Raw genomic sequence first — 21,608 nt, 5'->3', positions numbered from 1 at the left:
TTCGCAAGTTTTAATTTAATAAAGATAGTTCTCTTACTACCTATAGCTTCTCTACCAATTCATCAACACGGACACAAGTGAATCCTTTTGTTTTCACTGTTTTTAATACATCTCTTAACGCATTAATTGTGTTTCTCGGAGCTTCAGATTCCGCCCCGAGCGTATCTCCGCAGTCGTGCAGCAAAATGACGTCCCCGCCTTTTATATTGGCTAGGCGTTGTTTAATCTTTTCGCTTCCGCCAGAGGTTCGCCAATCTTCCGCCATGATTGACCATAGAATAATCTTATATTTACCTCTTCTAATAAAATCGAAAAGGTTGAGCATTCCCCAAGGCGGGCGATAATAAATAGGTGTGACTCCAGTGATAGATTTAATTACCTTGGCTGTATTCTTAAGTCCTTTTCGAACTTTCCAAGGCGACATAAACCAGTTGGAGTGATGTGCGTAGTTATGAATTCCGATTAAGTGGCCTTCATTATGCATGCGCTGAATTAGTTCAGGATACTTTTCTGCTTTGGTACCAACCACAAAAAAGGTTGCCTTCACTTCATTTTTCTTCAGTAAATCAAGAAGTATCGGGGTATAAACAGGATTCGGACCATCATCAAACGTAAAAGCAATTTTGGATAAATCCCTTCCTCTTTTAATTACGTTCACTCCTAGGCTACGTGATAGGAAATACGGAATAACGGTGTATAACAAAATAAAAAAAATAATAGCAGAAATCATAAAGCCCATACTATATACTCACCTCTATCTCTTCTTGCTTTTGTATCGTTCTACCACTTGTTGCGTTGAGTAATGAACCGCGTCTTGCTTCTCCGACAATGACACGGAGAGCGTCTATGGATGATGTTTTAGTTTGGTATTTTTTCATTCTTTGTTTCATCCAGCTTAAAGGTGCTGAATAGTGGACCAGATTTTCGACCCGCGCAATCAACTCTTCTTCTGTTTTTACAGAAAGTGCGAATCCTGAACGACATAAATACTCTGCATTGTCTTCTTCTTGTCCTGGTAACGAATGATAAAGCAGTATTGGTAAACCCATCGCCATTGCCTCAGAGGTTGTCACTCCCCCCGGCTTGCTGATCATTAAATCTGAAATAGCCATTAATTCTTCAATACTTTCACAGTATCCCAAAATTCTCACGTCATGCTTTGAGTCTTTTAATTCCCACTCTAATTGTGTTTTTAACTTCTTGTTTTTACCGCATACTATAAAAAGTTGAATCGGTGTAGAGATGGACTCTAAGGCCTTAAAGGTTGAAATCCCTTTTCCAAAAAATCCGTCGCCCCCTCCCATGATAAGCAAGGTGAACATATTTGGATTGATCATATATTTATCTAAGAGAAGATCCTTTGGAAGAACATCTATAAATCTTTTCCGTACAGGTATTCCAGTGTTTTTAATTTTATCTGCCTCTACCCCTAACGCAATTAATTGATCACGCAATCGCGCAGACCCTACCACATATTGATCTGTAGAGCGATGAATCCAATAAGAATGATCCGTATAATCTGTGATGATGGTTACCGCTGGAATATCAATTAACCCTTGCTCTTTTAATTTCGATATAATTCCTGCAGCAAATGGGTAGGTACTAACCACTACTTTCGGTTTTATTTCCTGTATGATTTTAAGCACGGTTTGCATTCCTGACAAAAAGATCGAATTTAACTTAACAGAAAAAGAACTTTTCACACGAGTTTTTTCATACAAAAAGCTATACACTTGTGGAAACTTCTTAATTCCTTTTTTATAAATATAATGGCTGATTGGATAAAGGTTGGGATGAACCCACTCCATAATGTCAATGGTAATAGGCTCAACATCAGCAACCATATTACTTACTGCTTCACTTATCGCATTTGCCACTTGTTTATGTCCTTCTCCAAACGTAGCGGAAAGAATTAAGTATTTATCCTGTTCACGATTATTCATGATTTTTCCCTCCTTGTAGTTTGTATGCTTTTGCTATGGGGTAAAACTGAGACTTTTCAGCACATCTTTTTGTTCTTTTGTTTAGGCGATTAAATAATTGCTCTGCTGATAAAAGAGTAAGCATGATAAAAAATCAATACCGGGTATTTAGCCTTTTTGGTAGTGCATCTTTTCTTTTTTTTCGTTACATAGATTGTTTGGGAACTCCTTACACTATTTATTAGAAAAACAAACAGTCTTAAGTTGAGCTTTCAAATAGCACATTTTCAGTCTACGTTTTGTAATTAAAAATAGGCTAAAAATAACATTAAAAATTAATGAAAAATCCAGTTTTTTTAATAAATAGTGCTACATTAAAAAAATCAAAGGTGAAATTAACCTTTTCCCTCCTCTTATTTTCAATCAAATCCAAGCATATTTGAGTTATTCGCCGTGCTTTAGGCAAATACATATTATGAAAGAAGGACAAACCATGGATTTTATCACATCTTATATAAATCAATACGGATATATCGTGCTGTTTCTGGCATTGATGCTGGAACTTCTTGCTCTTCCTCTTCCAGGGGAGCTGCTCATGGGCTACGCTGGGGTTCTTGCTTTTCAAGGACATTTAAGCTGGGTGGGAAGTATCCTGGTGGCTGGTATGGGGAGTATGGTTGGAATGACCATAGCTTACGGGGTAGGCTATAAGTTAGGGACTCCTTTTTTTGATAAATACGGAAAAGCCCTTCATATGGGGCCAGAGCGAATTGAAAGAATGTCAAAATGGTTTAGTGTACATGGAAACAAGCTGTTGATTATTGCTTATTTCCTCCCGGTTATTAGACATATTACAGGATATTTTTCAGGAATTACTCGGCTTCCCTTTCGTACGTATGCACTGTACGCCTATAGTGGCTCATTTCTTTGGGTCACCACATTTATTACTCTAGGAAAGTTATTAGGACCTCAGTGGGAACAGTTTCATCATGCTATCAAGAAGTATTTTGTCATTGGGATGATTGTAGCTGTATGTTTGTTCGTTGCTATTTACATTTATAAAAAGTTCAAAGTAACGATTAAAAAGATAGCAGTTAATTGCCTCAAGTGGATAGTAAACGTATTTCATACGCGGAAACGGGCAGGTCTTGTTTTTATATTTACAGCATTAGTTACATTAGGATTTATTCTGCTTATGATTGGAATGACGCAAGACTTTATCGCAAACGAGTTTGGGGATTTTAACAAATTAACGAGTTTATTAATAACAGCCCTTTTTAATAAAGATTGGAATGTACCAATGCGGGTATTTTTCATGCTAGGATCTAGGAAAGTTCTGGTAGCATTGATTTTCTTTACACTTGTATGGATTTTATGGAAAGGCAGAGATAAAAAAATTGAATTGTTATCTCTGGTAGTTGCTGCAGGCGGCGGAGAACTATACGAAGAAAGCCTGAGACGAATGTTCCACCATTTCTCCCCTATTAGAAAATCGTTGATAGAACAGCTTTCATACACCTTTCCAAGCGAGCAGTCTTTAATGGCTTTTGTTATTTATGGGTTTGCTGTATTTATGCTGGTTCGACACTCTAAAAGGTTATGGATTCCTACATTAGCACCAATAGCGGCCATTCTTATTTTATTGCTTATTGCGATTAGTCGTTTGTATCTGAGTATCCAATATCCCAGCGACATTGCAGCAGGATATGTATTTGGAGGAGTATGGCTAGGGTTAAACGTTTTACTTCTTGAAACCTTCCGTCTTATGAAAGGTATTAATCTATAAGTGATACTGTAAAAAAATTCATTTGTGATGTTTCCCATGAGAAAAAACACCTCCAAGTGATTGTTCGGTACTCCATACCCAGTTATCAGCTTGAAAGTGTTTTTTTATTTATATAAAATCAGAGCCTGTCCAAATTATTAGAAATTACGTTTTCTTAATCTGCGAACGCTGATACTTTCTAAACTAGTCGTATTTCTATTACCTGAATTATCTTCCCATACTAAGAATCCGCCTTCTGCTCGAATAAACGTACCATTTCCATCAAGCTGTCTCCCAGCAGAAAAAACTTGAATTTTATCTCCTCTTCGAAAATTATCTACTATAGAGCGAGATTGAGATGTACGACGATCTCCACTACGACGTCTTGGCATAATTTCACCTCCTTATACATTTATAGTACACACTATAAAAAAAGCAAAAATTGGCATAAGCAAAGCGCGTAAAAGTATAAAAATATTTTATAAAATAAAAATTTGGCTATACCTGTCTTTAGTATTTCTGCAAGGTTTCTTACATTTATCCACAGTCCCATGAGACCTCTGAATCTCTTTCATCTTGTAACGTGACCTAGATTCAGTGAGTATAAAATACATAAGGGATGTTTAAGGTGTTTGATGTATATAGTCTGAGAAGTCTTCTTTTAGACATAAAAAAAGAATCCTCCATGAAAAAGAGGATTCAACAGGGTAAGTAAGAAAAAGAAATATACATGCATGTTCCTGGGGGGGGCTACGCTTGTATAATCAACTTATACCCGCTATTCACTGATTGAAACAGCTAAAAACATTTTATAAAAAAATTGATAGTTAACCTATTAAATTAGCCCTATAGATTCTTGAACTACTCCCCCACGGATGATAACCATCGCCTATATATGAAAAGTCATACTTTTCATAGTATCCAACGTAGTCGGTGCATAAATAAAGATTATCAAATCCGGCATTTTTCGTATCTTCTTTCAGCTTTAAAAGAAGTTGCTCACCTAAGGATTTACCTCGATAACTTTCTTCAATGTAAAGAGAACACACCCAGGGCCATAAATCCATTCGACTTATAAAATCGTTGGTGATAAGCCCTGCGCAGCCGATAATTCCTCCTTCGTCTTCTAACAGGTACCAGACTGGAAGACAACTATTTGTGTTTAAGCTATGTATAATACAGTCTTCGTAAAGCTTTAAATTCTCTTTACTCGCCCACTTACGCTGAGTATATTCAATAGCTTTGTCTTTGTACTCTACCTGTTCTCTAATATTAATAATTCGCATGACAAGGGCTCCTCTATTAAAATTAAATCCATTCTTTTGTATGTTCATAAATGAATTTGATATCGTTTTGATAATGCTCAAGATGCCCTTCGTCTATCATTTTTTGAAACGCAATATCACCTTCACTAGCTTTTCTTGTAATTGTTTTACATAACCCCTCTAATCGCAGCAATACCATTTCCAAATAACCTTCTTGTAATTCTTCGCCATAAGATTCAAAAAATAATTTCACTCTTCGCTTTCTATCTTGAGCATGCTGTGATGAATTATAATGAATTTTCTCACCTGTTTCTGAAAGATAAAATCTACTCAAAGGGACGCACGTGTAAAGAGTATAAGCTATGTCCCAAAGCCTTGGCCCAGGTGCAGCAACATCAAAATCAATAATTCCTATTGGTCTCTCATCATTAAAAACAATGTTGTATATAGCAAAATCATTATGACATAGTATTTCAAATGGTTTAGGAGTGTTATCTATTGATTTCCAGCTATCATCAAATGAAAAATCGCTCACTGAATCATGATAAAGACGAAGCATTTTCCCTATTTCTATCAAAACATCATCGGACCACATATATTGCTTTAAAGGATAATTACCAGCTTCACCTTCAATAAATGACAAGACCTCTCTCCTTTTTTCGTCAATACCTAAAAATTTTGGTGCATAACTAAACCCTTTGTTTTCTAAATGCTTTAATATTCTATGAATTTTATGACTACCTGATTTTAATTCTCGTCGTACAGTATTTCCCGAACGATAAACGTTAGAGACATTCCCTCCTGTTAGTACTTCTTCTTCCTCAAAGCCTGACATATACATATTCCCCCTGAATATACCCGATTTGTCGTCAATAAGTGAAAGTGATAAAGCATTCACCATAATGAGATACCTTATTTTACTATTGATTTAGAAAAGCCCGTACTTTTCCCTTCATAGCCCATTAATGTTACTTTACATTATAAAAAAAGAATCTTCATTTGAAGATCCTTTCAGCTACTTGTTCCATATAAAAATCCGCTAAAAGATTGAAAGACCGCTACTATGTTAAATCACCAAAAGCCACCGTCTGAGTGGATAATTTGTCCGGTAATCCATTCCGCTTCTTCACTTGCTAAAAAGATAATTAATTTGGCGGCATCTCGAGGCTCACCGAGTCGACCCATTGGGAACTTAGGCAGTAAATCTTCCTTTAACTCACTGCTCATCCAGCCAGTGTTAGTTGGTCCAGGATCTACAGCATTAACAGTAATTTTAAGAGGTGCTAATTCAATAGCAACTGATTTAGTAAATGTAGAAACGGCACCTTTGGTGGCAACATAAGCCAAATTTCCAGGCTCAGGTGACTTATCTTGACCTGATACCATATTAATAATTCGACCGCCATGTTTGCCTTCGATTAGACGTGCAAACTCAACAGTTAAAAGACATGTCCCTCTAACATTCACGTCATAATGAGCGTCGAGAACATCAGCATCTATAGAACGAAAATCCACGTCCACAGAATGTGTTGCATTATTTACAAGGATTGATGGAGAACCCAGTTTGGTTTGAACTGTATCAAGCAGCTTTATTGGTGCATCGGGCTGTGATAAATCCAATGCCATCGATTCACATCGTACTCCCAGACTGCGAATCTCCTCCATAAGATGCTTCGACCAATTAGCATCATCTTCATTAAAATAAGTCATCGAATGATCATACTTTGACCAATGGGTAAAAAAGATATCTGCCCCTTCTCTAGCTAACTCCCGACATATTTCAGTACCAATACCCTGCGCTCGACTAGCACCAGTAACAATCGCAACTTTATTTATTAACCGCTTCATAAAGCATCTCCTCATGGGAACGATGAATTCATATGCTTACCAGTAGCACACGAATTCAGCAATCCTGTATATGTATATTAATCTATCAAGTTTTAATGAATGAAAAAGGTAATCAAAGTTTAAATGGTATTACACTGTCTATATTCCGCACTCATAAACAGAAAATGAGACGCCTTCTCCGTAGCCATCTTTTACTTCATGAACAGTAAGGTTGTTAAATCCATTAGAGCTAAGGATACTTTCAAATTCTTCTGAACTATAAAGTCGAAGAGGAAAATCCATTATCTCCACCTTTTTTGTCTGATTTCCTTGAAGTAGCTCATATTTTATCTTAGTATTCAAAGAGCTCGCTTTTCTATCGTAGAAGCTTTTTTTGTAAACGACGATGATTTCTTTATTAAAAGATACTCTATTTGTTTCAGTCCAATCTACTAGTTCTTCAATTTCACTTTTTTTCTTTATAATCGTTAAAAGTATTTTCCCACACATCGGTTCTAATACTTTCATATTTTGGTCTTTTACAAAGGAAAGATAAAACTCCAGCTCTTTTCTCTCTGCAACGGATTTATCAACTTCGTATAACCTTGTGCAAAGCTCTCCATAGTAATCATTCATTCTCGTTTTCACCTCACATGATTAGTCTTCCATACGTGCATTCAACTTTCCTGCTCTATTCTAGTCAATATAGAACTTATTACAGATAGTAAACTCTCGGTCTCTAACAGTTTATGCTCGTCCTCTTCCCTTAGTTTTGGTTATATTTCACTTTTTGGTAAAGAGATAGGCAAAATAATCGATTCCCTAAATAAAATTCAAAAAGGAAATAACCTCATTTTAGAGAACTGAATAAAGAGCTGCTTTTCATTTCTCTAACACTTAAGAGGAGGTACACAAATGAATGAACAAATACTAAAAATAGATAACGTAGAGATTTGCACAGAAAGCTTTGGAAACCCCGAAAATTCTGCTGTACTTTTAATAATGGGAGCAATGTCCTCGTTAGATTGGTGGGATGAAGACTTCTGTCTTCGTCTTGCTGATAGGGAGAGATTTGTTATTCGTTACGACCATCGTGATTTAGGCCGCTCTACCACTTATCCACCCGGAACTTCTAACTATACAATAACGGATATGGCTGACGATGCAATTGGCGTTTTAGATGCTTACTCTATCGAAAAAGCTCATATTGTTGGAATGTCTTTGGGCGGGATGATAGGACAGATTCTTGCTCTTAGATATCCCGAACGCATAGACTCTCTTACTTTAATTGCATCAAGCGTTTTTGGAACGGAGGCGGAAAAATTGCCTCCAATGGATCAGCGCATACTTGATTATCATACAAAAAGCACTTCCATAGACTGGTCAAAACATGAGGAAACCGTTCCCTATCTTGCAGGTGGATGGAAAACGTTAAGTGGAACAAAACCTTATGAAGAGGAAAGGATGTATAAGCTAGCAAAAAGAGAAGCTGCCCGGGCCAAACAGCTGCCGAGTAGATTTAACCATGCTTTGCTTCAAGGAGGAGGCCAATATTATGACAGGTCGAGTGAAATTAGTATACCTACATTGATCATTCATGGAACAGAAGATCCGGCACTCCCATACGAACATGGACTTGCTCTTGCAAAAGCTATTTCTCATGCTAAATTAATAGCTCTTGAAGGTACAGGACATGAAGTTCATAGCGAGGACTGGGAACAAATTATCAAATCAATTGTAAGGATTAGCTCTTAAAAGCAAAACACGAGAAATGAAGACTTCAAAGCGCTTTTTCAAGAAAGCTTTGGGGTCTTTTCATGTTTCAAAGTTCCTTCCTTCTACTGACAGTAGACAAAACATCCCCTACAGCAAAGGTTATTCTGTACAAAAGTACCTACATCTTTTCAAAACATCATATTTACGATACACTGATAATTCGTGAAAAATCCACATAAGGGTATTATAGTAATAAAATGGAGGTTTTTATGAAATATTTTAAGGTGCTTTTTTGTTTAATCTTATTACTCCTTGTAGGCATAGCCGGCTGTTCTTCAAAAGAAGAAGTCACAAGTATTAACACTGTTGATGTACAAAAGCTTAAAGAGCATAGCGGAACTTATGTCGGAGATAATTCTAACGTTTCAGCTATCGTAAGAGCATTGCCTGGAGGAGAAACGTTTAAAGAAATCGATTTACATAATAAAACACCAAAAATAATTTATGGTACTAAAGAGGGCTCTTTATCTGAAGATGAAACGTTAAAATATTGGTTTGACGGTAAGAATACGCTAGAGAAAAACTTTCTTTATAATGCTATTTATTTAGCAATATTAGTGCCTAATGCTCAAGGTTACAGTTTTAAAGTAGACAATCAAAAATTCTCAGTATCTAGAGAAGAAATGGAACAGTTTATTTCTGGCAACATTAAAACTTTACCGGATAGTAATAAATTATTTGATAAAGAAAAAGCACAGCAATTTATAGATGATAATAAAGAAAAGATAAATAAAACAGTTAAATCGGCAGCTATTCGAGAAAAATTTTTTAAGAATGTTCCTATCGTAAAAGAATAAGACCAAATAACGAGCCTTAAGTAAGGCTCGTTATTTGGTGTCTATTCACTTAAATAATCTTTTAAATTAAATAAAAGCTCCAGAAAGTCACGAATCAAGGAAATCTTTCACAGCAGTTAAGAACGCTGATAAATTCTCTGTATGCACCTCATGTCCAGCTCCTTCTATCGTCACTAACTTGCAATCTGGAATACGTTTAGAAACTTCCTGCAACTTATCTTGAGGGATATGGCTAGATCCTCCTCCTATGATGAGAGTAGGTGCAATTATCTCTGTAAGACTTCCCCACCATTTAGGCTTCGGGTTGTTCAACTGTTGAAGAATTGAAGGTACAACCTCCCAGTCAAATGGTAGAGAGCCAGGAGGTTTAGAAGGAATTTCGAACTTCTCTCCTGTAAAAGGTGGAGGTGTATCTTCAACAATTAACCGTTTTACCCTTGATGGAAATGTCTCGGAAAAAAGGTAGGAGACGGTGCCACCCATAGAGTGACCCATTAACGTAAAGCGCTCTAATTTCAGCGCATTTACAAACTGAAGCAAGTCATCACACATAAGTTCAAACGTATACGTGCCGGCTCTCTCACTTCCACCGTGTCCTCTTTGATCTAAAGCTAAAAACCGGTATTCCTTTCCTAATGCAGCCGCTACTTCGTCCCACGATTCTGCACTCATTCCTAAAGCGTGAAGTGCAACAATGACAGGTGCTGAAGCTTCGCCCGCCTCTCGATATTGAAATGTTAAACCATTTAGTTTAATTTGATTTACTCGCATTTTCAAATTAGATCAACTCCTAACTCAGATTTCACCAATTAAAATCTAGTTTATTAATGTTCATCTATATATTAGTGAAGGAATGAAGATTTCCTTCACCTCTTATCTTATTGGGAAAGATATCAGATTATTTTATGTATCCTGTGTAATTCTTTAGTCGGCATAATGTACCTAGAGTTTTTCACTTTCGGTACCTATATAATTTAAACCAAAAGTACTGCAAGCCAATTGAATAAACGATTGTAAAGGAAGAGACATAAATTTATCTTTATGCCAAAACATTTGTGTATAAAGGGTCGTATCCACTTTAGTACAAGCCAATTCTTTTAATATTCCTTTCTCAAGCTCTCCTTTTACCACTACTTCAGGCAATATCGCAATACCTAAATCCAACATCACACATTGCTTAATAGCTTCCACACTTGCAAATTCGAATTTAGTGGATGTACAAATACCCGCCTCACGAAACAAGTTTTCCAACACTACGCGATATGAACAACCTGATTCGGTATACAAGAGAGTCTCATTTTCAAGCTCTTCTAAGTAGATATCCGTTTTATCAGCTAAAGGATGCTGAGGAGAAGCAACAATTTTTAAGTCTTCTGCAACAAGACATTGTGTATGTAGATTTGCATCATGATGCTGAATAGGCTCCATTGTAAAGGCGATATCAAGAGTGCCGTCTAGTAGCTGCGCTCTTGTTTGTTCTTGAGAATAAATAGGTTTAAAAATCATTTTAACCTTAGGAAATTGATCCTTAAACTCTTTTAATATGGGAGGCAATCTATAGGTACACTGGCTTTCAGAAGATCCAATAATAAGCGTACCCGAAGGCTCCTCCACTCCACTTACAGCGTTTTTTGCTTCCTTAGTCAATTGAATCATTTTATCTGCGTATCTTTTAAATTCTCTACCTGCCTCTGTTAAAACCAAGCGTTTCCCAAGACGTTCAAATAAAGGCGTTTCAAGTTCATTTTCAAGAGCTTTTATTTGTGCGGTAACGCTTGATTGAGCAAAATTCAAAATTTTAGCCGTATATGTAAAATTTAAATTTTCTGCAGCTGTTTTAAATGTAATCAGTTGTTTTATTTCCATTTCCCTCACCTCTATGTAATCGGATATTCCGATTGATTCAATCGGAATATTCATCTGTAACGATCGTTAATTTCATTATAAAATATGGTAAATCAAACCACAACATACTAAATACAAAGTGATAAGGGGAAATCATAATGAATATAAAAAAAGAAAATACAAAGGAATCGATGAGTTTAACACAAAAAGATACGAGTAAAAAAGATTTCAAATACTACTGGAATGAAATTATTCGAGCGCTTATCGTGACTAAATAATTAGAGCCAATCAATTATATGTTGCTTAAAAAAGCTATATAAATTAAATTCACGTACAAGCGTTTCAATGTAAAAACAATAGCCCGCTAATTCTGAATACCTTCAGAGTTAGCAAGCTATTAATCTAATAAATTTATAGTCATGTTTATTCGTTTGAATCCAACCTAAACTCCGCAATGTCCTTGTCATCTTGGGAGACGATAAGCGTACCTTTTATCTAACACTTCATGGTGTGATTGAGCTTCGATATGGTATTTAGAATACCTAAACTTAATTATTAATGTTCTTGAGACAAAGCAAAATTAGAATAAATAAAAGTACTCGTGCTAATTATTATTATCCATAAATAAGCTGTTTCCTCCCATTTTTTTAGGTTTAACACGTTTTTTGTACATATGATAATGTATCAAAAACGAATAGACATATTGAAAACAAAAAAGCTACTGGTATGTGGGACAGTCTCGTCCCACATACTAGTAGCTTTTTTAATTAAAAATCGTTGTATTCCTCTAAATCATCATCATCTAATGACCCAGATAATTGCTCTAGATCTGCAACCTTACCTTCTTTGAAGGTTTGGTGGCTTTCTGAAGGCTTCTCTTCTATCTCCTCTTGTTTACTCACAAACCCGTTGGACTGAGCTAATTTCTTTAATTCCCGTAGTTCGGAATTGATATGTTCAAGAAGTTCTTCTGTTCTGTGTCCTGCTTCTACTTGATTGGAAGATGAACTATGAAGGTCACGAACAATTAGAGATGAAATATAGTCCCCTAATTTTCGAGACTTTGCATATTTTGCAAGTATATCATAGACTTCATCACTCAACTGATTAGTTTTAATCGTAAAGGCGTTTTGACGCTCTGACATGGTTATCACCTACGCTGTTAGGATTTAACGGCTTTCTTCTCGGCTTGTTTCTTTTGAAGGTACCCCATGCTTCGGATTTCTAAGCCGAATAAATTTAAGTGACGGCTATCCTCAGGCACTTTATGATATTTCTCTGTGCGTTCTTCGCCAATTTTTTCACGCATGCTATTCATAATCGCTACTTCTAGTGTAGGAGCGACACCGCCACTATATACATATTTTCGGATTTTATTTGCTGGTGGTGGGGCGACATCATTTAACTTAGCTAGTAAGATCTCTACATAATCTCTTAGAGAAGATTTGATTTGAGCTGTTAAATCAATGGATTCACCTGTGTTTTCATTTTTTAGTTCAAACTTTTGTTTGCTGTAGTTATCTAAAATAAATTGATCAAAAGCGCGTAAATCGGTAAACAACTCTGGGAATTTCTCTTTTCGTAACTTATCGATATGTGCTAAGTAGGGAATACCCTCGATACTTTGGAACGATTCACGACTGTTCGCAGCCTTCAACCCTTCAGGTAAGATTACAACATCAATGGATCCTCCACCGATATCGATCATTACGGTTTCACATTCCACATATTCATTAGCATCTTCACGGTCTTGAAGCGTTAGGTCTTTCTTTAACGCAAAACGTGCGATTTCACCTTCCTTTAAACAAACACTTTCTTCCACAGATACTTTTAATTCTTTTTCAAATCCTGGGGTATGGATATAAAAAGTGTGATCACCAACAAAGCGATTTGCCATAGCCTTTTGCGCTTCACCAAACGTACTTTCTTTTTTTAGTAACCAAATTGGTAACATTGTAGAGAAATAGTCAATTTGGATGTTGTTGTCCTTTTGATCTTTTGTGTGTAACGCGTGGTAGTATGCAACGGCAGCTAAAAATGTTACGTATGGAATATGACTTGTAATTTTATTATGTAAACGATTGATATGATTGTTTGCTAATTGTTGGCTGGCGGCAATGTCACCCACTAAGAAATAACGTTCTTTTTCTTCCTCTCCAATGGTTGTAGATAATAAGATACGCTTTTTAAATTCCTCTGGTGCTGTAACAGCATCTGTGAAGAATGAATCAGCAGCTTCTTTTTGGAGTTCTACTACGTTGGTTTGGAAATCAAATAGATATCCATCTATGATATTCATATCGACTGAGTTCCCACAGTCTTTATTAAAACGTGAAATTTTCATCTCTATACACCTCTTTTTTTAGTTGAACTTCTGTTGAACTTATTATACAAAAGAAAAGGTAGATTTTCAATCCTTCAGTTCAACTGATTTATCATCAAAAACTTACACATATCAACATTTTTTTTATCTAGTTGAACTTATTTCCGGATTAGAAAAACAGTGTCAGGAAAGTTCTTTTTCGGGAATAAGAAAGTCGGAAGTAGAGATTCTGGTGAAAAAAGAGGTTGAGACAAAAGTATTTTAGATGAAGTAAAAAACGAGCTATTGATCAAGCGATTAGTAGTTTGTTTTTTTATTAAGCTAAACGCAGACTTCATTTGTTTAGGTCTTTCTAGCAGTTGATTGAAGGGGAAGACAAATACTCCTGGTGGAAAAGCGGAATGTATCAAGATAATATTTATATTCGTTAAGAGACTTAAAATCTTGTTTGACAATATTAGATAATACTCACCTTTTTTGAACTACCTTTTTCATTAATTGACTTTTATGATCTTTGTCTTTAACTATAATATAATTCTCTGTTCCTTTTACTGAATAGATTTCTGAACCAACTGTAAAATAGTTTGATTGATTATTACCCGCGGGCATTTTAGTTGCTTTGGTTTCCTTTTCTATTGTCCCTATTTGGTCTCCTATTTCTTGTGTTTGATCTAATTTATCTTCTGTTCCGTTATATTCCTTGTTTTCAACTACAACAATGATAGCAGAAGAACTCTCTGTATTCGTCCCTAAACTTTCTTGATTACATGCAGTTAGAACGATTAAATAAACTACTGACAGAAAACTAAGTGTTCTCTTCATAATAAGTGGCCTCCAGAGATCATTTATTTTCCTTACCCTTTAATTAAAATTGACATTAGAGGATATACCAAGTTCAGTGACTTATCACAATGTATTCGAAAATAAAAAATCTTAAAAGGTCTATTAAACAAATTTCTCATGATCCTCAACATAAAAATCTACATAACCGCAGCTGGAACAAACATAAGGTATTAACTCACTATAATTATGATTATTAGTTAATACGCTGCTTGGCGTTTTATTTACACCTAAACTTCCAGGTGATGATTGAATACGAGCTTTGGTTAAAGTTGAATTACATTTAGAGCACTTTTTGCTGTACATACATATCACTCCCTCTATTTCATAACATCATTTCTATTTTCTACAGTACACGCTTGTTAGCTTTAAAATTGAAAATTAGCCATATAACTTGAATAATCAAAGGGAAAATAAATGCAATCAATAAAACAATAAATGCCAACAATTTCAGCTCTAGTGTTTGGGTAACACCCGCTCCATCCACTTCTCTTGTCCAGACAACAGCTGTTCCTACGACGAAAAGTATGATCCAAATTATATTAGCTATCCACCAGGAAATCCATCGTCTTTTCACATCATCACTCCTTTCAATTTAAGCTGCATCTTTCTTTATTAATTCCCAGATAAGAGCAATGGTAGAAATAGCTCCACCTACCGCAAAGAGATAAGAAGAAAACGGTATTGTTTCATGTATGAATAAACCTCTTACTCCATAGAAACACAGGATAATAGTGCTGATTAAACCAATCATAAGCCGAATATTTTTATTAATTGTTTTCTCCCCCTTTAGGCTTCTCTTTGCACCTGATCCTTTATCATAAGTCCAAATAAAGCGAAGAAGTTCAACACAATCAGCAATCCATAATAAAAGCCAAGCCCTTCAAAAAATAAAGAAAGAATGGGAAATATTATAGTTTCAAAGCCAAACAACATAATAATAAGTCCAATTCCTTTAGCGAGCTGCTTTTCATCCTTAGGTGTAAATATCTTTCCATATCCAGCAATAAAATTAGTACTACCTTTTTTCCATACACGTTTCCCACTATAAATGATTAAACAGCTTACTAGACTTATAAATAATAATTTCAACACCAGACATTACACCTTCTTTACATACTTCAATTTAACATATATAGTGTATTTTACCATAATCAATAAACAAATATTATGTATTAAAGGTGGACTCACAAAATACAACACTGTAAAATATATACATACTAATTTTGGAGGTTTTTGTTTGTTAAACTTATGCTTAGAGCTGGGTGAGTAAGCTTCCTTAATGAATGTGTGCATAAAGGAAGCCCCATTTATGGAGTATAAAAAGCGGTAATTTAGCAAGTTGATAGGAGACTCTAAATGGATATCTTAATTAAACAAGAACTCACTGAAGAATATAATGAAACTGAAAAAGTTGTGAAAAGCGCTTTTTTAAATGAAGAATACAGCGATAAGAAAGAACATTTACTTGTGAAACGAATTAGGAAGTCAGATGAATTTATTCCTGAACTTTCACTAGTCGCATTAAATCCGAATGCAGCAGATATTATAGGCCATATTCTTCTATCTAAAATAACAATTATAGATGGTGATAACGCTACCGTTTCTTTAGCACTTGCTCCAGTTTCAGTTGCACCTCAGTATCAAAAACAAGGAGCTGGGAGCCAACTAATACACGCTGCGTTAAAACGCGCAAAAGAGCTTGGTTATCATTCAGTAATTGTTTTAGGGCACAAAGATTACTATCCTAAGTTTGGATTTAAACCAGCTAGCTCATGGAATATATATGCTCCATTTGACGTGCCTGAAGAATTTTTTATGGCCATAGAGTTAACAGAAGGATCTCTAAAAAATGTGCAAGGTGTTGTACATTACTCAAAATCTTTTTCAGAGTAAGCACTAAATGATTAATTAGGTTTTACGTAAAGGCTGCCTGGAAAATAATTTTATAGTATTTTCTATGGGCAGCCTCTTTTTTATTTACCTGATATTATTAAAGCGGTGGATTTTCCACACCTAAATGAACCCAATCTTCTTTTGGAGGCCCATAAACTCCAGCAGGTTTTAGGCCTGCTTGACGCATAAGAATGGTAATTTGACCTCGGTGATGAACAATATGCTTGATTAGTCCCATTAAGATTGTGGCATTTGATTGGGTTCTTCCGAACACTTCTTGCGTGTGTTCTAAAGATTCGTCTGTCCATTGCTGTTCGATAATTTTAGCAGCATGAGAACTTACATTTTTAAAGGTTATAGCGATTTCCTGTGCTGAAGATGGAACGCTTGCTGTACTTTCAATTCTGTCTATGCTTAATCCAAACTCAGTTAGGTAATCTGGAATATTTGTTGTAAAATGCCAAGCAATTCTCCCTAACGTACGCCCTTCAGGGTACACTTGTTGCTTCAACGAATCATCTGTCAAGCTATCCAAAACTTTTTGAGTCAGCATGGCTTCGTTGTTCCATTCTTTGATAAAATCTGAAATGGTATTATACATATAAAAGACCTCCCAATATAAATCTAATCTAAATCAATAACTAAATAATATCATAGAAGAAAAATAAGTTGGCTTATTTACTAAAGGAAGGAGACTTTATGTTATTTAAAGCTACCGCTCAAAAAACTGTTGTTTATCCTTTATTACTTTTAAATACTTTATTACTCATTCAAGCAGTTCGACATAAAGAACTTGCCTTTTTACACCTTTTGGCTATCCTTTGCTTGTTTCTTTCCCTTTTTCTCCGATATGAATTTCAGATAGACAGAGATACTTTAACCTATAGAATATATATATTATGGTTCAAAGTATATGAAAAAACAGTTAAACCAGGGGACATTAAAAAAATCGTATTTAAACGCTTAAGTTGGAAAACAAAATTGGCAGTGGTCAAAGTAGAAAACGGGTGGAATATGCGAATAGCATTATTTAATCCACCAAATGTTTTTAAGGAATTAGAAACATTTGCACATGAATATGATATAGATATAAAAAAAACATCAGATTATTAAATTCTAGAGAAAACATCTTGAATGTCACTGCGTTTTGGATACCTTAACTTTACGTATATTTTATAAAAAGACCGCATAATCAGCAGTTATTCATTTCTAATTAAGCAGCTTTTGGACCTCTTTACCGCTACAAAACATTGGTAAAGAGGCCTTTTCCTAAGCCCTCAAAGTTTAAACACTTTGCCCTCCTTACTCACATCAACCTCAAGCCCTATTTAAAAATAGACTCCAAGACCATTTGATTTAACATTATTTGGATGTATAATTCGGGTATAAAGCTTTTTAAGAGGTGATAATTCTGTATATATCAAAAAAGGTTGGCATTTTAAGCTGGTTTGCTACTTGCTTGTATTTTTTAGTTGAACCTTTCTTTATTTTGACTTCAACTGCTCCCTACAGTTTTTTACATCACGCAATGAGTGATCTTGGTGTAACTTCTTGTGGAAACTACACCTATTCAATTGCACCTCATGAAATTTGCTCTCCTCACCATTTCTGGATGAACGTATTGTTTATTATAAACGGATTAACACTTTCAATTGGTGTTCTGTACATTTCACAAAACCTAAAGAAAACGAGAAAAAGCCAACTAGCAACAGCTTTTATTCTTATATTAGCTTTAGGTAATATTGTTTCAGGCTTTATCCCGGCTGATATTAATTTATTTTGGCATTCAATACTTGCTCAGCTTGGCATGGTTACTGTTTTAGCTGGTCTTTGGATGTATGCATCATCTTTAAGCAGCGGCAAGTATTGGACTTATGGCTGCTTAGTCTCCTTACTAGTCATCCTTATACTCATTATGCTTGTATTTTTTGTTCCTATGCCTACCGGTCTGCTGCAAAGGTTATTCTATTTAGTAATCTTTATATGGGGCACCGTGCTTTCCTTTATGTTAAACAAATAATCCACTATCACTCCGTTTCATATGAGCTTACAAGACTATGTTAAACTAGCCGGAATTTCAAATAGCAAAAAGTCCATAGAGGCATTCCCTATGGACTTTTTGCTATTTTGTTAAATAAATTCTCTTAATAATTCTTTAGATTTCTTTCCGCTAAAACCAAAATAATTGCCAATAAGTTTGACGTATTCTGTGTAAGTAACTTTTCTATTTAAAGCAGTTTCCCACCATCTCTGTGGATTATAATAACGACTTCCACTAGAACAATAGGTTAATTGTATTTGGGTATCCTCAAATTCTTTATTAAAGTTTTTTTCTACCCTTTTCATATGATAGTTTGAAGAAACAACGATAGCGGATTGAAAGTGATAATTCATCATTAGCTTTTTTGTAAATTTAGCATTTTCCGTAGTACTTGTAGCGTGATTTTCTAATATAATTGAATCCTTAGGTATTCCAGAGTCTTTGGCTTGATGATAAAAATTATTCTCTTGGCCATTCGAAAGGATTAAATGAGCCGCATAGCCTTTTTTATATAATTCAATTCCTTTCTCCAGTCGATCATTATCACCACTTAACACAATAATCACGTCAGATTTTACAGGCTTTTCGTTTACCACAAGCTCTTTCCCGGCAAACAGAAAAAAAATAATCCCTAATCCTAGCAGAAATATACTAATTTTTATCCTTTTACCTTTAATTTTTTGCATATAGACCCTCATTTAAAAAGTTCACTTCATATCGTATCATAAAGCTCAATATTCATAAAAATAAAAAGGTAACCTTCAAAAAATTTTAATTCTTACCCCTTGTTCTAAGCCTTTTCGTTCTTGCTAACTAGTACTTTTTAGTTTATTAGAGAATAGACTTACTTCCTAAATAACGAGGTGCCCAGTAAGAATTGCTTAACGATGCAATAGTTACACCAGTTGAACTTCCAGCATGAATAAACTGCCCGTTTCCAATATAAATTCCAGCGTGTGAAGGACCTCCAGTAGTATCGAAGAATACGATATCTCCAATATTCGGAGTAGATGTACTTTTTCCTGACTGATACAAGGTGGCTACTGTTCGCGGTACAGTTACTCCACCTCCATTTTTAAATACATAATAAATGAAACCACTGCAATCGAAACCATTTGGAGAAGTTCCGCCCCAAACATATGGCACCCCTATGAATTTTTTAGAATAAGCCACAATATCACTAGCTGTCGCTTGCGTTGAACTATTAACAGTTGAAGAACCAGTGGCGCTAGTAGATGCGTTATTTAAGGCATTTAAAGTAGCTGGACCTACTATTCCATCCACAGCTAAGCCATGATCCCGTTGGAAATTCATAACGGCAGTTTGAGTAATTGTGCCAAAATATCCTGTTGGTGTGGCGTTAAAGTAACCTTTTTCCTTTAACAGCTGCTGTACTTTTTCAACTTCATTACTAGTCATTCCATATTTCAGAAGTGTACTGCTTGTAACCGCACTTGTTGAATTAGCTATTAACGCTTGATATGTATTAGGTCCCACCATTCCATCAGCGGTTAAACTATGAGAACGCTGAAAGCTTAGAACTGAATCTTTTGTAATTGAACCAAAATAGGCAGTCGAAGTAGCTGAAAATATGCCCTTCTGTCTTAAAACATCCTGTAATTCTTTTACGTCTGGATCTGTCATACCTTCTTTTAATAGCTTGTCCCCTAAAGCTGCATGGCTTATTGTTGGTAAAACAATCAATGATGAGCATAAAGCTAATGAAGAAATTATCTTTTTCACTAAGTATATCCCCCGATGTTATATTTTTCTTGTTCTTGACTATAAAATTTTAGCAGGGAGAAATAGAAAAGAAACAACCTATTTGTGAATTTTTCGTGACAATTCTAAAAATCACTTGATTTATTAGGAGGTAATTATTTGTTTTGTCATATAAAGTATAAATATACTTATAATGGTTAAAGTTACTATTCTTTGACCTTACTGTTTTACGTATATACCGCTAAATCTTTCATACAATAAAGCACCTTTTTATAATTGTGAACATAAAAAAGAAAAATAGAGGCTGCATGGTAAAGGATAGGGGGAATAATGTGAGCAAAATAGCGGGTTTGAAGCGCCGGTTTAAATACTTACTTATTAAACTATTACGATTAAAAGATCATTCACATAAAGTTGCGCTAGGTTTTAGTCTAGGTTCTGTTGTGAACTTTGTTCCTACCTTTGGATTTGGCCTTATACTATCCGTAGGTTTAGCTAAATTATGTAAAGGAAACAGCATAGCAGGACTCATTGGTGGAATGTTTTTTATGCGGGCCTTTCCGTTGATGTTTTACTTGAATACAGTAGTTGGAGGATATATATTCCCAATCGATCTTGATCAAACTTTACTTCAGAATACAGATGAAGATTTAGATAATCGACTAGAACTAGGAGCAAAAGTAGGAAAGAATTTTTTAACAGGCATGATTCTTAACAGCTTCTTATTTGGAAGTATACTCTATATTGCTAGCTACTATATTATAAATCAGTACAGAGGCTTTCTCTTACACTACATCTCTAAAAAGTGGATAGTAAAAAAACCGTACTAAACAAATGGATTATTAGCTTGATTTCAACCTTTATTTCTAATTGTAAATCAATCTAATTTATATAAAAATATAACCATTAACGAACATTTCTTCAAAAGGCATAGAGGTACCTTAGCCCATAATTGATAACTATGGGTATCAATTATGGGCTAAGGTACAATCTTTGTTTCTGTTTTAAGATAAATATGGAGAAAATACATTGAAAGAGAGCTCTGTCTATTTTTTTCTTGAATATCAATTTGCTACATGTGTTCTAATGTACTCCTTTCAATTGTATATATCATTTACCATTTTTTATCATAACGATCGATAGTAAACCTAATATATTTTTTTCTTTGTAAGAGTACATTCAGTTTAAAAACTTAAAAACAGTAAAACAGCTCCACGTAAAAATAAGTAGCCATACTATGATAATAATTGAACCCACAACCCAATTTTTAGGTTTTTCATTTTGAATGAGCTCTTCTGCTTTTATTGTGCAGTCCTCTATTACATTTTTAGGTATCATCTTTAAAGCAAGCATAATTCCTAAAGGAACAATGATTATATCGTCAATATAGCCTAAAACCGGTATAAAATCAGGAATTAAATCGATTGGACTGAAGGCATATGCAACCACACAAGCAGTAAATACTTTGGTATACCAAGATACTCGGTTATCTTTATAAGCTAAGTATAAGATAAATAGCTGCTTTTTTAACTTTTTAGCCCACAACTTTAATTGGTTAAGCATGTTTCCTATTCTCCTTTTAGTAGGGT

At 35.0% G+C, this 21,608-nt stretch carries 25 protein-coding genes; 7 read left to right on the top strand and 18 right to left on the bottom strand.

The window, feature by feature from the left end; translation table 11 throughout:
- Positions 1-40: 40 nt before the first annotated feature.
- Positions 41-739: a polysaccharide deacetylase family protein gene (locus CEQ83_RS08310; protein WP_098999984.1), complete on the bottom strand. Its 699-nt coding sequence runs from the start codon at positions 737-739 to the stop codon at positions 41-43.
- Position 740: 1 nt separating this feature from the next.
- Positions 741-1,943, bottom strand: coding sequence for an MGDG synthase family glycosyltransferase (locus CEQ83_RS08305; protein WP_155017168.1), 1,203 nt, complete (start codon positions 1,941-1,943; stop codon positions 741-743).
- A 472-nt stretch (positions 1,944-2,415) separates the two neighbouring features.
- Here CEQ83_RS08305 and CEQ83_RS08300 point away from each other — a divergent pair, with 472 nt between their 5' ends.
- Positions 2,416-3,708: a VTT domain-containing protein gene (locus CEQ83_RS08300; RefSeq protein ID WP_165573360.1), complete on the top strand. Its 1,293-nt coding sequence runs from the start codon at positions 2,416-2,418 to the stop codon at positions 3,706-3,708.
- Positions 3,709-3,845: 137 nt separating this feature from the next.
- Here the strand turns inward: CEQ83_RS08300 and CEQ83_RS08295 are convergent, their stop codons facing one another.
- The 5 genes from CEQ83_RS08295 to CEQ83_RS08275 form a co-directional block, all read right to left on the bottom strand.
- The gene (locus CEQ83_RS08295; RefSeq protein ID WP_099330817.1) at positions 3,846-4,079 is read right to left on the bottom strand and encodes a hypothetical protein; all 234 of its coding nucleotides are present in this window, start codon (positions 4,077-4,079) and stop codon (positions 3,846-3,848) included.
- A 435-nt stretch (positions 4,080-4,514) separates the two neighbouring features.
- On the bottom strand, positions 4,515-4,973 hold the full coding sequence (locus tag CEQ83_RS08290; protein WP_033578571.1) for a GNAT family N-acetyltransferase: 459 nt from the start codon (positions 4,971-4,973) through the stop codon (positions 4,515-4,517).
- Between the two features lie 22 nt (positions 4,974-4,995).
- A complete protein-coding gene (locus tag CEQ83_RS08285) occupies positions 4,996-5,787 on the bottom strand; it encodes a phosphotransferase (protein ID WP_098999989.1) in 792 nt (263 codons plus the stop codon).
- A 236-nt stretch (positions 5,788-6,023) separates the two neighbouring features.
- A complete protein-coding gene (locus CEQ83_RS08280; protein WP_014460718.1) occupies positions 6,024-6,800 on the bottom strand; it encodes an SDR family oxidoreductase in 777 nt (258 codons plus the stop codon).
- A gap of 138 nt (positions 6,801-6,938) precedes the next feature.
- A complete protein-coding gene (locus CEQ83_RS08275) occupies positions 6,939-7,415 on the bottom strand; it encodes a hypothetical protein (RefSeq protein WP_099330815.1) in 477 nt (158 codons plus the stop codon).
- A gap of 279 nt (positions 7,416-7,694) precedes the next feature.
- Between CEQ83_RS08275 and CEQ83_RS08270 the strand changes: the two genes are divergently transcribed.
- Positions 7,695-8,534, top strand: a complete 840-nt coding sequence (locus CEQ83_RS08270) for an alpha/beta fold macrolide esterase (protein WP_099330814.1) — start codon at positions 7,695-7,697, stop codon at positions 8,532-8,534.
- A 230-nt stretch (positions 8,535-8,764) separates the two neighbouring features.
- Positions 8,765-9,352: a DUF4825 domain-containing protein gene (locus tag CEQ83_RS08265; protein WP_155008556.1), complete on the top strand. Its 588-nt coding sequence runs from the start codon at positions 8,765-8,767 to the stop codon at positions 9,350-9,352.
- A gap of 87 nt (positions 9,353-9,439) precedes the next feature.
- Here CEQ83_RS08265 and CEQ83_RS08260 read toward each other — a convergent pair whose 3' ends face one another.
- The 7 genes from CEQ83_RS08260 to CEQ83_RS08230 all read right to left on the bottom strand — a co-directional run bounded on the left by CEQ83_RS08260 (position 9,440) and on the right by CEQ83_RS08230 (position 15,455).
- Complete coding sequence (locus CEQ83_RS08260) at positions 9,440-10,129, bottom strand: alpha/beta fold hydrolase (protein ID WP_154989153.1); 690 nt, start codon at positions 10,127-10,129, stop codon at positions 9,440-9,442.
- 165 nt (positions 10,130-10,294) lie between these two features.
- Entirely contained in the window at positions 10,295-11,218 is a 924-nt protein-coding gene (locus tag CEQ83_RS08255) for a LysR family transcriptional regulator (protein WP_176551744.1), read from the bottom strand.
- Between the two features lie 746 nt (positions 11,219-11,964).
- Positions 11,965-12,342, bottom strand: a complete 378-nt coding sequence (locus CEQ83_RS08250) for a hypothetical protein (RefSeq protein WP_098113384.1) — start codon at positions 12,340-12,342, stop codon at positions 11,965-11,967.
- 17 nt (positions 12,343-12,359) lie between these two features.
- Complete coding sequence (locus tag CEQ83_RS08245; protein WP_014460729.1) at positions 12,360-13,541, bottom strand: Alp7A family actin-like protein; 1,182 nt, start codon at positions 13,539-13,541, stop codon at positions 12,360-12,362.
- Positions 13,542-13,988: 447 nt separating this feature from the next.
- Positions 13,989-14,342 carry a hypothetical protein gene (locus CEQ83_RS08240; protein ID WP_028413878.1) on the bottom strand — a complete coding sequence of 118 codons (354 nt, stop codon included), beginning with the start codon at positions 14,340-14,342 and terminating at the stop codon, positions 13,989-13,991.
- A 364-nt stretch (positions 14,343-14,706) separates the two neighbouring features.
- On the bottom strand, positions 14,707-14,937 hold the full coding sequence (locus tag CEQ83_RS08235) for a DUF3923 family protein (protein WP_028413879.1): 231 nt from the start codon (positions 14,935-14,937) through the stop codon (positions 14,707-14,709).
- A gap of 212 nt (positions 14,938-15,149) precedes the next feature.
- Positions 15,150-15,455, bottom strand: coding sequence for a hypothetical protein (locus CEQ83_RS08230; protein WP_154989155.1), 306 nt, complete (start codon positions 15,453-15,455; stop codon positions 15,150-15,152).
- A 264-nt stretch (positions 15,456-15,719) separates the two neighbouring features.
- On the opposite strand from CEQ83_RS08230, the gene CEQ83_RS08225 reads away from it, so the two are divergent.
- Complete coding sequence (locus CEQ83_RS08225; protein WP_028413882.1) at positions 15,720-16,256, top strand: GNAT family N-acetyltransferase; 537 nt, start codon at positions 15,720-15,722, stop codon at positions 16,254-16,256.
- 97 nt (positions 16,257-16,353) lie between these two features.
- Here CEQ83_RS08225 and CEQ83_RS08220 read toward each other — a convergent pair whose 3' ends face one another.
- Positions 16,354-16,857 (bottom strand): DinB family protein, encoded by a 504-nt coding sequence (locus CEQ83_RS08220; protein WP_155017167.1) that lies wholly within the window; start codon positions 16,855-16,857, stop codon positions 16,354-16,356.
- 98 nt (positions 16,858-16,955) lie between these two features.
- On the opposite strand from CEQ83_RS08220, the gene CEQ83_RS08215 reads away from it, so the two are divergent.
- Both CEQ83_RS08215 and CEQ83_RS08210 read left to right on the top strand, forming a co-directional pair.
- The gene (locus CEQ83_RS08215; RefSeq protein ID WP_028413884.1) at positions 16,956-17,369 is read left to right on the top strand and encodes a hypothetical protein; all 414 of its coding nucleotides are present in this window, start codon (positions 16,956-16,958) and stop codon (positions 17,367-17,369) included.
- A gap of 298 nt (positions 17,370-17,667) precedes the next feature.
- On the top strand, positions 17,668-18,276 hold the full coding sequence (locus CEQ83_RS08210) for a DUF998 domain-containing protein (protein ID WP_194273208.1): 609 nt from the start codon (positions 17,668-17,670) through the stop codon (positions 18,274-18,276).
- 110 nt (positions 18,277-18,386) lie between these two features.
- Here CEQ83_RS08210 and CEQ83_RS08205 read toward each other — a convergent pair whose 3' ends face one another.
- Positions 18,387-18,983, bottom strand: coding sequence for a YdcF family protein (locus CEQ83_RS08205; protein ID WP_155017166.1), 597 nt, complete (start codon positions 18,981-18,983; stop codon positions 18,387-18,389).
- A 145-nt stretch (positions 18,984-19,128) separates the two neighbouring features.
- On the bottom strand, positions 19,129-20,040 hold the full coding sequence (locus CEQ83_RS08200; protein WP_028413887.1) for a C40 family peptidase: 912 nt from the start codon (positions 20,038-20,040) through the stop codon (positions 19,129-19,131).
- Between the two features lie 311 nt (positions 20,041-20,351).
- Here CEQ83_RS08200 and CEQ83_RS08195 point away from each other — a divergent pair, with 311 nt between their 5' ends.
- Positions 20,352-20,849 carry a DUF2062 domain-containing protein gene (locus tag CEQ83_RS08195; protein ID WP_155017165.1) on the top strand — a complete coding sequence of 166 codons (498 nt, stop codon included), beginning with the start codon at positions 20,352-20,354 and terminating at the stop codon, positions 20,847-20,849.
- A gap of 349 nt (positions 20,850-21,198) precedes the next feature.
- Here CEQ83_RS08195 and CEQ83_RS08190 read toward each other — a convergent pair whose 3' ends face one another.
- Positions 21,199-21,582, bottom strand: coding sequence for a YkvA family protein (locus tag CEQ83_RS08190; protein ID WP_028413889.1), 384 nt, complete (start codon positions 21,580-21,582; stop codon positions 21,199-21,201).
- Between the last annotated feature and the right edge of the window lie 26 nt (positions 21,583-21,608).

Origin of the sequence: Priestia megaterium (assembly GCF_009497655.1) — a bacterium.
Taxonomy (GTDB): Bacteria; Bacillota; Bacilli; order Bacillales; family Bacillaceae_H; genus Priestia; species Priestia zanthoxyli.
The sequence above is the reverse complement of the archived record's forward strand: the minus strand, read 5'-3'. Positions and strand labels throughout refer to the sequence as shown.

What these genes read in the sequence shown, in the direction of transcription:
- CEQ83_RS08310 (WP_098999984.1), bottom strand. Translation starts at nt 739, where the DNA reads ATGGGCTTTATGATTTCTGCTATTATTTTTTTTATTTTGTTATACACC.
- CEQ83_RS08305 (WP_155017168.1), bottom strand. Translation starts at nt 1,943, where the DNA reads ATGAATAATCGTGAACAGGATAAATACTTAATTCTTTCCGCTACGTTT.
- CEQ83_RS08300 (WP_165573360.1), top strand. Translation starts at nt 2,416, where the DNA reads ATGGATTTTATCACATCTTATATAAATCAATACGGATATATCGTGCTG.
- CEQ83_RS08295 (WP_099330817.1), bottom strand. Translation starts at nt 4,079, where the DNA reads ATGCCAAGACGTCGTAGTGGAGATCGTCGTACATCTCAATCTCGCTCT.
- CEQ83_RS08290 (WP_033578571.1), bottom strand. Translation starts at nt 4,973, where the DNA reads ATGCGAATTATTAATATTAGAGAACAGGTAGAGTACAAAGACAAAGCT.
- CEQ83_RS08285 (WP_098999989.1), bottom strand. Translation starts at nt 5,787, where the DNA reads ATGTCAGGCTTTGAGGAAGAAGAAGTACTAACAGGAGGGAATGTCTCT.
- CEQ83_RS08280 (WP_014460718.1), bottom strand. Translation starts at nt 6,800, where the DNA reads ATGAAGCGGTTAATAAATAAAGTTGCGATTGTTACTGGTGCTAGTCGA.
- CEQ83_RS08275 (WP_099330815.1), bottom strand. Translation starts at nt 7,415, where the DNA reads ATGAATGATTACTATGGAGAGCTTTGCACAAGGTTATACGAAGTTGAT.
- CEQ83_RS08270 (WP_099330814.1), top strand. Translation starts at nt 7,695, where the DNA reads ATGAATGAACAAATACTAAAAATAGATAACGTAGAGATTTGCACAGAA.
- CEQ83_RS08265 (WP_155008556.1), top strand. Translation starts at nt 8,765, where the DNA reads ATGAAATATTTTAAGGTGCTTTTTTGTTTAATCTTATTACTCCTTGTA.
- CEQ83_RS08255 (WP_176551744.1), bottom strand. Translation starts at nt 11,218, where the DNA reads ATGGAAATAAAACAACTGATTACATTTAAAACAGCTGCAGAAAATTTA.
- CEQ83_RS08250 (WP_098113384.1), bottom strand. Translation starts at nt 12,342, where the DNA reads ATGTCAGAGCGTCAAAACGCCTTTACGATTAAAACTAATCAGTTGAGT.
- CEQ83_RS08245 (WP_014460729.1), bottom strand. Translation starts at nt 13,541, where the DNA reads ATGAAAATTTCACGTTTTAATAAAGACTGTGGGAACTCAGTCGATATG.
- CEQ83_RS08240 (WP_028413878.1), bottom strand. Translation starts at nt 14,342, where the DNA reads ATGAAGAGAACACTTAGTTTTCTGTCAGTAGTTTATTTAATCGTTCTA.
- CEQ83_RS08225 (WP_028413882.1), top strand. Translation starts at nt 15,720, where the DNA reads ATGGATATCTTAATTAAACAAGAACTCACTGAAGAATATAATGAAACT.
- CEQ83_RS08220 (WP_155017167.1), bottom strand. Translation starts at nt 16,857, where the DNA reads ATGTATAATACCATTTCAGATTTTATCAAAGAATGGAACAACGAAGCC.
- CEQ83_RS08215 (WP_028413884.1), top strand. Translation starts at nt 16,956, where the DNA reads ATGTTATTTAAAGCTACCGCTCAAAAAACTGTTGTTTATCCTTTATTA.
- CEQ83_RS08205 (WP_155017166.1), bottom strand. Translation starts at nt 18,983, where the DNA reads ATGCAAAAAATTAAAGGTAAAAGGATAAAAATTAGTATATTTCTGCTA.
- CEQ83_RS08190 (WP_028413889.1), bottom strand. Translation starts at nt 21,582, where the DNA reads ATGCTTAACCAATTAAAGTTGTGGGCTAAAAAGTTAAAAAAGCAGCTA.